The organism is Sphingomonas sp., from assembly GCF_041661825.1.
In the GTDB taxonomy this organism is placed as follows: Bacteria; Pseudomonadota; Alphaproteobacteria; order Sphingomonadales; family Sphingomonadaceae; genus Sphingomonas.
This window is the reverse complement of the sequence record NZ_JBAZTU010000001.1, coordinates 816,452-828,774: the sequence shown is the minus strand read 5'-3', so window position 1 is coordinate 828,774 and position 12,323 is coordinate 816,452. Positions and strand designations below refer to the sequence as shown.

Annotated in this window: 8 protein-coding genes; 4 read left to right on the top strand and 4 right to left on the bottom strand. The window is 66.6% G+C overall.

Going from position 1 to position 12,323, the window contains the following annotated elements; genetic code table 11:
- Positions 1-8: 8 nt before the first annotated feature.
- Entirely contained in the window at positions 9-545 is a 537-nt protein-coding gene (gene infC / locus WC729_RS03650) for a translation initiation factor IF-3 (RefSeq protein WP_299913759.1), read from the top strand.
- Positions 546-799: 254 nt separating this feature from the next.
- Positions 800-3,559, top strand: coding sequence for a TonB-dependent receptor (locus WC729_RS03645; protein WP_372849628.1), 2,760 nt, complete (start codon positions 800-802; stop codon positions 3,557-3,559).
- A 71-nt stretch (positions 3,560-3,630) separates the two neighbouring features.
- On the opposite strand, the gene WC729_RS03640 is transcribed toward WC729_RS03645, so the two are convergent.
- The 3 genes from WC729_RS03640 to WC729_RS03630 are packed head-to-tail and all read right to left on the bottom strand — an operon-like array spanning position 3,631 to position 7,811.
- A complete protein-coding gene (locus WC729_RS03640; protein WP_372849626.1) occupies positions 3,631-4,011 on the bottom strand; it encodes a VOC family protein in 381 nt (126 codons plus the stop codon).
- A gap of 20 nt (positions 4,012-4,031) precedes the next feature.
- The gene (locus WC729_RS03635; RefSeq protein ID WP_372849624.1) at positions 4,032-6,779 is read right to left on the bottom strand and encodes a [protein-PII] uridylyltransferase; all 2,748 of its coding nucleotides are present in this window, start codon (positions 6,777-6,779) and stop codon (positions 4,032-4,034) included.
- A gap of 51 nt (positions 6,780-6,830) precedes the next feature.
- On the bottom strand, positions 6,831-7,811 hold the full coding sequence (locus WC729_RS03630) for a hypothetical protein (protein WP_372849622.1): 981 nt from the start codon (positions 7,809-7,811) through the stop codon (positions 6,831-6,833).
- A 133-nt stretch (positions 7,812-7,944) separates the two neighbouring features.
- Here WC729_RS03630 and WC729_RS03625 point away from each other — a divergent pair, with 133 nt between their 5' ends.
- Positions 7,945-8,703 carry a DoxX family membrane protein gene (locus tag WC729_RS03625; RefSeq protein ID WP_372849620.1) on the top strand — a complete coding sequence of 253 codons (759 nt, stop codon included), beginning with the start codon at positions 7,945-7,947 and terminating at the stop codon, positions 8,701-8,703.
- A gap of 157 nt (positions 8,704-8,860) precedes the next feature.
- Here WC729_RS03625 and mutS read toward each other — a convergent pair whose 3' ends face one another.
- Entirely contained in the window at positions 8,861-11,440 is a 2,580-nt protein-coding gene (gene mutS, locus WC729_RS03620) for a DNA mismatch repair protein MutS (RefSeq protein WP_372850993.1), read from the bottom strand.
- A 570-nt stretch (positions 11,441-12,010) separates the two neighbouring features.
- Here mutS and WC729_RS03615 point away from each other — a divergent pair.
- Positions 12,011-12,316 carry a hypothetical protein gene (locus WC729_RS03615; protein ID WP_372849618.1) on the top strand — a complete coding sequence of 102 codons (306 nt, stop codon included), beginning with the start codon at positions 12,011-12,013 and terminating at the stop codon, positions 12,314-12,316.
- Positions 12,317-12,323 lie beyond the last annotated feature (7 nt).

Below are 12,323 nucleotides of genomic sequence, written 5' to 3'. Positions count from 1 at the left end.
GTCCTCCCATGATCCGGCGCCCGCAAGGGGCGCCCGTGCCGCTCAACGGCCCGCGCTTCAACGAATTCATTGTCTCGCCCAAGGTCCGCGTGATCGATCAGGACGGCGAGAACCTCGGTGTCATGTACACCCGTGAAGCGATGGAGCAGGCGCAGAGCGTCGGGCTCGACCTCGTCGAAGTGTCGCCCAATGCGGATCCGCCCGTTGCGAAGTTCCTCGACGTCGGCAAGTTCAAATACGAGGCGCAGAAAAAGGCGAACCTCGCACGCAAGTCGCAGAAGACGCAGGAGATCAAGGAGATCAAGATGCGTCCGAACATCGACGATCACGACTACGACACCAAGATGAAGAAGGTGATCGAGTTCATCGGCGAAGGCGACAAGGTCAAGATCACCCTGCGTTTCCGCGGCCGCGAGCTCAGCCACGGCCAGCTCGGCATGGCGCTGCTTCAGCGCGTCCAGGCCGATGTCGTCGAGACCGCCAAGGTCGAAGCCTATCCGCGCATGGAAGGCCGCCAGATGCTGATGGTCCTCGCGCCCAAGTAACACGCCGGCAATACGATTTTTTTCCGCGGCGGCTGCGTCGCCGCGGAACTTTTCGGGCGAAAGCGCCCATTCCCAGCATTCCGTAACGTAAGTTCGCCGGCCGTCAGGTCCGGGGCGGGCCCTTTGTTGCGTGCCTGCATCACCGACATTCAAAAAACCGGGTAGCGGCCATCTATCTATGGACGAACGCGCCCGTACGGCTATCCGCTGAGGATACCCAATACTCAAAAAACAAATCTGGAGAGAGTGTCGCAATGCGTAAATCCGCGTACCTGCTGTCTGTTGCCGCCATCGCGTTCACCGTACCCGCCTTTGCGCAGGACGCGCCGGCCACCCCTCAGCCCGAGGCGCAGGCCGCCTCACAGGATACCGCCGATACGAGCGCGGATGAGGGGGCGGCCGATATCATCGTGACCGCGACCCGCCGCGCCGAGCGCCTGTCCGACGTGCCGATCGCGGTGTCGGCGGTAAGCCAGCAGGCGCTGCAGAATTCGGGCGCGACCGATATCCGCGCGCTGGCGCAGCTCGCGCCGTCGCTGCTCGTCTCCTCCACAGGCAGCGAAGCCAATGCCTCGGCGCGCGTTCGCGGCATCGGTACGGTCGGCGATAATCCGGGCCTCGAAAGCTCGGTCGCCGTGTTCATCGACGGCGTCTATCGCAGCCGCACCGGATCGGGCCTCAACGACATCGGCGAGGTCGACCGGATCGAAGTGCTGCGGGGGCCGCAGGGTACCCTGTTCGGCCGCAACGCCAGCGCCGGCCTGATCAACGTCATCACCAAGGCCCCGGCCTTCGAGTTCGGCGGCTATGGCGAGGTCAGCTACGGCAATTACAACAATATCCGCGTTGCAGGCGCGGTCACCGGGCCGATCACCGACACCGTCGCGTTCCGCGTCGACGGCGTCTACGGCAAGCGCGACGGCTTTTATTACGACACGGTCAACAAGACCGATTACAACAACCGCGACCGCATCTTCGTGCGCGGCCAGTTGCTGTTCCAGCCCAGCTCCGACCTGTCGATCCGGCTGATCGGCGATTACACCTATCGCAACGAGAAGTGCTGCGGCGCGGTCTATGTCGACCTGCGCGAGAAGACCGATCCTACCCCGGGCGTGCCCGGCGACTATGCCGTATCGCCGACCAACCGCATCGTCGACATCATGACGAGCATGGGCGCCGTCTTCCCGAGCGCCAACGACCCGTATAACCGCCGCATCGCGAACACCGTAGGCCGCGCCTACAGCAACAAGACCAAGGATTATGGTGGCTCGGCCCAGATCGACTGGAACTTCGGCGGCGCTTCGCTGACCTCGATCACCGCGTACCGCGAGTACAAGGCGGGCGGCGCGTCCGACATTGATTATGGCAGCCTCGACATCGGCTATCGCCCGGACGACGGCAACAATTACCGCCAGTTCCATACCTTCAGCCAGGAACTGCGGCTGCAGGGCTCGGCCTTTGGCGACAAGCTCGACTGGCTGGTCGGGGGTTATTACAGCCGCGAGGATCTGCAGGTCGTCGATAACCTGAAGTTCGGCAAGCAATACGGCATGTTCGCCGCGTGCCGCGTCATCTCCAACCTCAGCCCATCGGCGGCGCTGCGGGACCCGACGGCGCCGGGCTGCCTCAGCGCGGCCGGCATCTTTACCCTGAACAATGCGCTGGGCACCGCGGCGCCGCTCGTCATCGGCAACATCAATCGGCTGAGCACGCTCAATGACCTGGGGACGATCCGCGACGTCTATAACCAACGCAGCGAGAATTTCGCGGCGTTCACGCACAATATCTTCAAGGTCACCGACCGGCTGAGCATCACCGTCGGCGCGCGCTACACGCACGAGAAGAAGGATTTCAACGCCAGCTTCCAGAACAACAACACGATCTGCCCGGCACTCCAGGCGGGCACCGCGCAGGGTGGTCTCGGCGGGTTGCTGACCAATCCGGCACTGGCGTCGACGGCAGCGGGCATCATCACGCTTGGCTGCACCGGCAACTCGACGATCGGGCTCAACGGCAAGACGATCAGCGACAGCCTGAGCGAAGGCGAGTTCACCGGCACCGGCGTCGTCTCGTACAAGCCGGTCGACGGGCTGATGGTCTATGCGAGCTATTCGCGCGGCTACAAGGCGGGCGGCTACAATCTCGACCGTTCGGATCTCGGGCCGGCCTATCTCGCCTCGACCACGGCGACCCCGAACGCGGCGCTGCTGCGCTTCGATCCGGAGACGGTCAACTCCTACGAGGTCGGCTTCAAGTACAGCTCGCGCAAGTTCACCTTGAACGTCGCCGGCTTCCGTCAGGAGTTCAGCAACTTTCAGCTCAACACCTTCAACGGCACCAACTACATCGTCCAGAACATCGGGTCGTGTAAGACCAGCCTGAACGGCGCGGACGGCGACAACAGCGCGGCGACCGGCGCCTGCACCGCCGGCGTGAAGTACGGCGTGCTCTCGCAGGGTATCGAGATCGAGGCGGGGTTGTACCCGGCGCGCAACTTCGCGGTGAATTTGGGGTACACGCTGGCCGACACCAAGTACCGCAACAATCTGGTGGGCAGCAAATCGGGCGAGGCGCTCGATCCGTTCCTTGCGCTGCTGCCGGGTCAGCAGATGTCGAACGCGCCGCGCAACGTGGTGACCATGTCGACTAGCTGGACGCCGGAGATCGGGACGAGCGGCATGTCCGCCCTGTTCTATGTCGATGGCCGTCTCAGCTCCGACTACAACACCGGATCCGACCTGTTCATCGAGAAAGCGCAGGACAGCTTCTTCCTGATGAACGCGCGTATCGGCCTGCGCGGCGCGGACCAGAACTGGAGCCTGGAATTCTGGGCGCAGAACCTGCTCGACACCAAGTACGAGCAGGTGGCGTTCAATGCACCGTTCCAGGGTGCGGGATCGCAGTCCCAGGTCCAGAAGTTCGGTGCGCCGGCCTTTGCGACGGGGAACCAGATCTTCTCCGCCTTCCTTGCCGAGCCGCGTACCTATGGCGTGACCCTCCGCAAGCGCTTCTGACCGATCGATCGCTGCGGTGGCGACTGTCGTCACCGCAGCGATGGATTAGAACAGCGTCTTACGATTTTGAATCAAACCGGCGGCTCCCAAAGCTCGATCGCGTTGCCTTCGGGATCGTGGATGCGGGCGAACTGGCCGACCGATGGGTCGTTCCATTCAGGCTTGGTGATAATGTCGATGCCGGCAGCATTGAGTTGCTCGAGGAGCGAATCGAGATCGCTGACGCGCAGGTTGAGCATCCACTGCTTGTCGTCGGCGAAATAGTCGGTGTCGGCCTTGAACGGCGCAAAGACGACCGGCCCGCCTTGCGCGGTCCACGACCACTCGTCCGGCGTGCCTTCGGCCGTGGCCATGCAGCCCGCACCGACATTCAAATGCTCGCGATACCAGGCGGACAGGGCGTCCGGATCCTTCGCGCGGAAAAACAGGCCTCCAATTCCCAGTACCGGCATTGCGACTCTCCCTTGTCGGATCAGGCGGCTTCCTTCATCGGCGTGCCCGCTGCCGCTTCGAGCAGGCGTTTCTCGATTGCCTTGAGGCGCGGCCCGCCCGCGATCTTGTCGCCGGTCAGGTCGGTCAGATAGAAAGTGTCGACCGCGCGCTCGCCGTAAGTGGCGACATGGGCGGAGTGGATCGTCACCTTCGACTGGAACAGCCCATGTGCGAGCTGATGCAGCAGCGCCGGGCGATCGCGGGCATTGACCTCGACCACGGTGAAGCGGTTCGAGGCGCGGTTGTCGATCAGCACGTTGGGGGCGATGTCGAACGCTTCGGCGCGGGTGCGAGGCAGGGGCTTGGCCATCAGCCGGTCGGCGAGCCTGGAGCGATTGGCCAGGGCATCCTCGATCGCGCCCTTCAGCCGATTGAGTTGTGCCGCATCATCGAACGGCCGGCCGACCGGATCCTGGACGAGGAAATTGTCGAGCGCCATGCCGTCGCGCGTGGTGTGGATGCGCGCGTCGATGATGTTGCCGCCCGCCACGCTGATCGCGCCGGCAATGCGGTAGAAAAGGCCGGGATGGTCGGCGGCATAGACGGTGACGAGCGTCGCGCCGCGTTCCGGATAGACCTGCGCGGCGATGAACAGCTGGGCTGAGCCCGCTTCCTCGATGACGCGGGCGTTGCGGGCGAGCACGTCCTCGGGCTCGGCGACCCAATAGGGCTCGGGAAGGCGCTTCACCAGGGCGGCGAAACGCTTGTCGTCCCAGCCCAGTACGGCCTGCAGCGTCTCCTGCTTGGCAGCGATGCGTTCGCTGCGACCCTTTTGCTTGTGGCCGAGCCGAAGCACTTCCTCGGCTGACTCATAGAGGTCGGAAAGGAGCTGGCGCTTCCAGCCGTTCCAGACACCCGGACCGACCGCGCGGATATCGACCACGGTGAGCGTCAGCAGCAGGCGCAGGCGTTCCGGACTCTGCACGATTTCGCAGAAATCGAGGATGGTCTTGAAGTCGGAGAGATCGCGCTTGAACGCCGTCGCCGACATCAGCAGATGCCAGCGCACCAGCCAGGCGACCGTCTCGGTCTCGGCCGGATTGAGGCCGAAGCGCGGACACAGGCGGTTGGCCACATCGGCACCGAGTTGCGAGTGATCGCCGCCGCGGCCCTTGGCGATGTCGTGCAGCAGGACCGCGACATAGAGCACCCGGCGCGAGACGATCTGCTTCATGATCGCCGAGGAGAGCGGGTGATCCTCGTTGAGCTCGCCGCGTTCGATCTTGGCGAGCAGGCCGATCGCGCGGATGGTGTGCTCGTCGACGGTGTAGTGGTGATACATGTCGAACTGCATCTGCGCGACGACCTTGCCGAAGTCGGGCACGAAGCGACCGAACACCCCGGCCTCGTTCATCCAGCGCAGCACCGTCTCGGGATCGCGTGGGCTCGTCAGCACATCGAGGAAGAGCGCGTTGGCCTGGGGATCGCGGCGGATGTCGTCGGCCAGTTTCGCATCGCGGGCGGCGGCGCGCATCGCGAGCGGGTGGATCTCCATGCCGTGCTTGTCGGCCAGCGCGAACATCTCGATCAGACGGACCGGCTTCTTCTGGAGGAAGTCGTCCGAGGGCAAAGCGAGCCGGCCGCGATCCACGGTGAAGCCGTTGAGCTTGCCCGGCGCGCGGCGCAGCGTGGGCAGGCCGAAGCGGCGGCCGCGCGCGGCGAACTTCTCGTCGAGATGCGCGAGGAAGACGCCGGTCAGGTCGCCGACCGTCTTCGCCTGCAGGAAGTAATATTGCATGAAGCGCTCGACGCTCGACTTGCCCGGGCGGTCGGCGAAACGCATCCGCTCGGCGATCTCGCGCTGCAGGTCGAAGGTGAGGCGATCCTCGGCGCGGCCCGAGATACTGTGGAGGTGGCAGCGCACCGCCCAGAGGAAATTCTCGGCACGGTGGAACAGGCGGTATTCGGCGCGGCTGAGCAGATCGGCCTCGACCAGCTGGGCGGGCTCCGAGACGTTGTAGGCGTATTTGCCGATCCAGAAGAGCGTGTGCAGATCGCGCAGGCCGCCCTTGGCTTCCTTCACATTGGGTTCGACGACATAGCGCGTGTCGCCCATTTTCTTGTGGCGGATGTCGCGTTCGATCAGCTTGTCGGCGATGAACTGGCGCGCCGTGCCGGCCTGTACCTCGGCGCGGAACTTGGCCGCCGCCTCATCGTACAGCGCCATGTCGCCCCAGACATAGCGCGCCTCGAGCAGGGCGGTGCGGATCGTCACATCGCTCTTGGCCTGACGCACCATCTCGTCGAGCGAGCGGCTGCTATGGCCGACCTTCAGGCCGAGATCCCATAGTGCATAGAGCATGGTCTCGATCACCTGCTCGGCCCAGCCGGTCTGTTTCCAGGGCGTGAGGAAGCCGATATCCAGGTCCGAATAGGGTGCCATCTCGCCGCGGCCATATCCGCCGACCGCGATCAGCGTCAGCCGCTCGGCAGCGGTCGGGTTGCTCAGCCGGTAGAGGCGGGTGACGGTGAAGTCGTAGAGCAGGCGCAGCAGCTGATCGGTCAGGAAGGCCTGAGCCGCGGCGGCCTCCAGTCCGCGCGAGGGATGCTCGATCAGGCGGCGGCCGATCTCCTCGCGGCCGGCATCGAGCGCGGTCTTGAGGATGTCGGTCGCGGCGCGGCGGAGCGCGAGCTTGTCGTCGCCCTCCAGCGCGGCGAGCGCATCGGCCAGGGTGCGGCGATCGATGATCGCGCGGCGATGGGGGAGGGAGTCGAAGCGGCCGGTCATGGGGGTTAGGTAATGAGTCCTTGGGGTGGCGTCACGTTCGCACTGCTTTCCTCAATCGATCCGTTCGATCCGGGTGCTCGTCAGCGCGGTCTCCCCGCCTTTGGTGGTGAGCGTTCGGGTGACGGTCGCCGATGCGACCAGGCCGGTGGTGCGATGGAGCGTTGCATCGACTTCGTCCTGCAGCGTCATGCCGCGGAGCACCGTCTCCATCTCCTTCAATTTGACCTGGGTCGCTTCTTCCTTGCCGACCATCTTGCGCATGAAATCGGCGATGGCTTCAACCGCCTTGTCCGAATCGAGATCGGTACGGATGATCAGATGGTAAGGATCGGGCTTCGCGCCTGCCGTGAGCGTGATGGCGAGCTTCGCCGGCATCGGCGTGGGTGTCAGGCCAGTCTCGATCTCGGTCTCGCCGGCTAATGTCTCGCCGTCCTCGGCCTCCAGGCCGCCCAATCCGAGGAGCGCGTTCCAATGCTGTAACCAGACCGGGGCGATCTGCTCGGCGCTCATGCGGGCATAGAGGGCGACGACCGAGTCGGTGATCGCGGCGGTATCCGGCCCGCCGGGCTTGCCCGGCGCAAGTGCGGCGACTGCGCCGGCCATATTGTCGCGCATCTTGACCTTGACCGCTTCCCAGTCCCGCATGCGCAGGGGAGCGCCCTCGCCATCCAGGTCGAACGATGCCGGGACGAGCAACGCGCGCAGCGCCGCCGGCACCTGCGGATCAGTCACGGCGAAGGTCTTGCCTCCGAGCTCGAAGCCGGTCGTGGCAATGGTCAGCACATAGCCGTCCACGCTTTTGGCGAAGCGCAAATTCTGCAGGACGGTCTGCGCCACGCGTTTGCCGCTGCGTGTCTTTTCGGAGGTGACGCGGTAGCGGAGGTCAGTGTCGAGGGGTGGAGCGAACGGAACCTTGAGGGTGTCGGGCGCAACCGCGGCGGGCGTTTGGGCATTGGCGGCTGCATGCGGCGATGGGGCCAGGATACAAAGCGCCAGCGCGAGCAGCGGTGCGTGCCGGAATCGATGTCGCATCTTCACTGCTCCTGTCGTGACAATAGTCGTTGGCATGGGTTCCGCGCCGCTTCGGCTGCAGGGAAATTGCGCCCGGGCGCCATTTGCCACAGCATCTGCCCGGACAGGCGCATGCCGTCGGGGGAGGAATGACATGGGAGGCACGTTATCGCGGCTTCGGTCGCTGATCGATACGGACGGGCTGGCGATCGGCCTGGGCGCGGTGGGGCTGGGGGTGCTGGGCCTGATCTCGCAGGACTTCGCGTTCCAGTGGCAGCCGGTGCCGAAGAGCTGGCCGGCGCGCGAGGCGCTGGCGGTGCTGAGCGGGGCAGTCCTGCTGCTGGGCGGCGCGGCCGTCATTGTGCGGCGGAGCACTGCGGTGGGCGCGGCGGTGCTGGCGGTCTGGTTCGGGCTGTTCGCGATCGGGCTGCATCTGCCCCTGGTGATAGGCGCGCCCGGCGTCGGCTCCCTGCTCGGCGTTGCCGAACAGGGCGCGATCGCGCTGGGCGCGGCGCTGCTGTTCGCGGTGCGGGCACCCGGGCGCCTGCCGGGATGGAGCGTGCCGGCGGCGCGAGTGCTGTTCGGGCTGTGCGCAATCGAGTTCGGGACGGCGCATTTCGTCTATGCCGACTTCACCGCGGCGATGGTGCCGGGCTGGATCCCGGGGCATCTGTTCTGGGCCTATGCCACGGGCGCGTGTCATTTTGCGGCCGGGGTGGCGATCTTGGCCGGCGTGCAGGTTCGGCTCGCGGCCGGTTTGCTGGCGGTGATGTGCTGGGGGTTCGCCCTGCTGCTGCATCTGCCGCGGGTGATCGGCAATCCCGGGAGCCGGATGGAGTGGACGATGTTGTTCGTGGCGCTTTCCATTGGCGGGGCGGCCTGGGTGGTACGGTTGGTGGGGCGGGAACGATAAACCCTTCTCCCCCTGTGGGAGAAGGTGGCCCGAAGGGCCGGATGAGGGGAAATGAGGTTCAAGACACTTGCGAGTGTCCCCCTCACCCTTCCCATCGCTGCGCGATGGGCCCCTTCCCTCTCCCACAAGGGGAGAGGGAGATTGGAGTGCGTTCCGCTCACGATTCCTTCGCTATCGCTTTCAGCCGGTACAGCACCTCCAGCGCCTCGCGGGGCGTCAGTGCGTCGACGTCGATCTTCTCGACCTCCGCCTTGAGCGTGTCGACCTCTTCCTCCACCTCGGCCGCCATCGCCGCAAACAACGGCAGGTCGTCGAGCCCCGCCGCCAGCCCGCCGGTCTTGGCTCTCCCGGCTTCCAGCTTGGCCAGCACTGCCTTGGCGCGGGCGATGGTGACCGGGGGCAGGCCCGCCAGCCGCGCCACCGCGAGGCCGTAGCTGCGGTCCGCGGGGCCTTCGCTGACCTCGTGGAGCAGGACCAGTTCGCCCTTCCATTCGCGGGCGCGGACGTGGTGGAGGGTCAGCGCTTCGCAGCGTTCCGCGAGGCGGGTCAGCTCGTGATAATGCGTCGCGAACAGGCAGCGGCAGCGATTGTCCTCGTGGATCGCCTCGACCACCGCCCAGGCAATGGCGAGGCCGTCATAAGTGCTGGTGCCGCGGCCGACCTCGTCGAGGATGACGAAGCTCTGCGGGGTGGCCTGGGCGAGGATCGCGGCGGTCTCGACCATCTCGACCATGAAGGTCGAGCGGCCTCTTGCGAGATTGTCCGAGGCGCCGACGCGGCTGAACAGGCGGTCGACCAGGCCGAGCGTCGCCGCCGTGGCGGGGACATAGGCGCCGGCCTGGGCGAGCACCGCGATCAGCGCGTTCTGGCGCAGGAAGGTCGATTTGCCGCCCATGTTCGGGCCGGTGACCAGCCAGAGGCGCGAGTCCTCGGAGAGCTTGCAGTCGTTCGCGACGAAGCGCTCGCCGCGCGCCGCAAGGGCATTCTCGACCACGGGGTGGCGGCCGCCCTCGATCTCGAAACAGCTATGCTCGACTAAGGCGGGGCGGACCCAGCCGCCCTCCGCGGCGCGTTCGGCGAGGCCGGCGGCGACGTCGAGCCGGGCGAGCGCGTCGGCGGTGGCGGCGATCGGCTCGCGGCGGTCGAGGGCGGCGGCGGTGAGGTCCTCGAGATGGGCGGCCTCGGCGGCGAGGGCATGGGCGCCGGCTTGCGTCACCTTCATCGCCACGTCGTGCAGTGCGGGGGCGTTGAAGCGGACGACGCCGGCGAGGGTCTGACGGTGGGTGAAGCCGCTGTCCGCCTTCATCAGCGGATCGGCGGCGCGGGCGGGCACTTCGATATGATAGCCGAGCACGCCATTGTGGCGGATCTTGAGCACCGACACGCCGGTCTGGGTGCGGAACTCGGCCTCGAGCGCAGCGATGGCGCGACGGCCGCCGGCGCCGGCATCGCGCAGATCGTCGAGCGCGGCATCATAGCCTTCCGCGATATAACCGCCGGCCGAGGCGTCGATCGGCGGCGAGGGAACGAGCGCGCGGGCGAGCAGGTCGATCAGGCCGCCATGGCCGCGCAGTTGCGGGGCGAGGTCGGCGAGCAGGGCGGGGGGCTGGTCGATCTTGTCGAGCCGTTCGCCCAGCTTCCACGCACCATCCAGGCCGTCGCGGAGTTGGCCGAGGTCGCGCGGGCTGCCGCGACCGGCGGCGAGGCGGCCGAGCGCGCGGCCGACATCGGGCAGGCTGCGGAGCGTCGAGCGGAGCGCCTCACGCAGGCCGCTGTCGTCGTGGAGCAGCTGGACGAGATCGAGCCGCGCCTCGATGCGGGCGCGATCGACCAGCGGCGCGCCGATGTCGGCGGCAAGCGCGCGGGCGCCGGCGCCGGTGACGGTGCGGTCGACAGCGTCGAGCAGGCTGCCCTTGCGCGCGCCGGACGCGGTGGCGGTCAGTTCCAGGCTTTCGCGGGTGGCGCCGTCGATCGCCATCTGCTGCGCGGCCTGGAGCAGGCGCGGGGGGCGGAGGAAGGGGAGGGCGCCCTTCGCGGTGTGATCGAGATAGGCGACGAGCCCGCCCGCCGCGGCGAGCCCCGCACGGCTGAACTGGCCGAAGCCGTCGAGCGTCGCGACGCCGAACAGCGCCTTGAGCCGGGCCTCGCCGGCTGCGGTGTCGAACTCGCTGCGGGGGCGGAGCGTGGTCGTTGCCTCGGTATAGGCGCTGGTTTCGGAGGCGATCGTCTCGGCCGGGGCGAGGCGGGCTAGTTCAGCGCCGAGCCCTGCGGCGTCGGTCTCGATCAGCTCGAACCGGCCGGTCGAGACATCGGCGGCGGCGATGGCGACGCCGCCTGCGACCTCGCCGATCGCGACGCACCAGTTGGCGGTGCGGGCGTCGAGCAGCGCCTCTTCGGTGAGGGTGCCGGCCGTGACGACGCGGATGATCGCGCGGGAGACCAGTGCCTTGGAGCCCATGCGCGCCTTGGCGTCGGCGGGGCTCTCGGTCTGTTCGGCGATGGCGACGCGGTGGCCGGCCTTGATCAGCCGGGCGAGATAGCCCTCCGCCGCATGGATCGGCACGCCGCACATCGGGATCGGCGCACCGTCATGCTCGCCGCGCGCGGTGAGCGCGATGTCGAGCACGGCGGCGGCGATCTTCGCATCCTCGAAGAACATCTCGAAGAAATCGCCCATGCGGTAGAAGAGCAGGCAATCCTCGGCATCGGCCTTCAGCGCGAGATATTGCGCCATCATCGGAGTCGGGGCGGGGGAAGGAGCGTGCATCCCGGGCTGGGTAGCGGGAATTTTGGGCGTCGTCATGGGGCCTGTGAGCGTGCCTTCGGGGAATATGCAGTGACGGTGTTGGAGGGCACCATCACGGTGCAGTAACCGGGTGGAACACGTGTTGGAGGCGGGGCCGGTTTGCGGAAAACGTCCGAGTATTCGTCGAATTTCGCGAGGCACCTGCGAGTGGGCGAAAATCGAGCGCTTCTTGGAGGCTGCACGGGAATTAGCAGGCCGAGTGATTTCGCGGGTGCGCAAATAGGAGCGTCGCGCCCCTCGCCGGCATGAGGGATGCTTGAGCACACTTGTCGCTTTATTCGCCGAATTTCGCGAGGGGTATCGGATGTTCATGAGGCTTTTCTTGTGACCGGAAACGAATAGTATCCGCGGCTCGTCGATCGATGCGCCGGGCGGGGCGGGCTCCGGGACATTTCAGCAGAGATGGGCGGCGGATTGAATCGGCACCCAGCGAGGCCGACCGGATCGCTGGCGCGGGGATTTTGTTCTGGTAGCATGGCCGCCCGGGCAAGGAGAGGCACCGTGCTGGCAAGCAATGCGCCGTTGATCGGCGTGATCGAAGTGGTGGTGACGGCGGTTCTGACCCTGGTCCTGTCCCGGCTCCTGCGCGGTCAGCGGGCCGGGCAGGTGGTGGCGCTGGCGGGCGGCGCGCTTCCCTTTATCATCTTCGCCGCCCCTCTGGTGCTGATGCTGCTTCCGGGTGCCGGGCCCGGCGAGGGCATGCTTCTCGCGCTGGCGATGGTGGTGGCGGGCGTTTCCCTGCCCGTGTGCCTCGGGGCGGCGGCAGTCACGTCGATGCTTCTTCGCAGAAACAGCCGCATCGGCTGACCGGCCG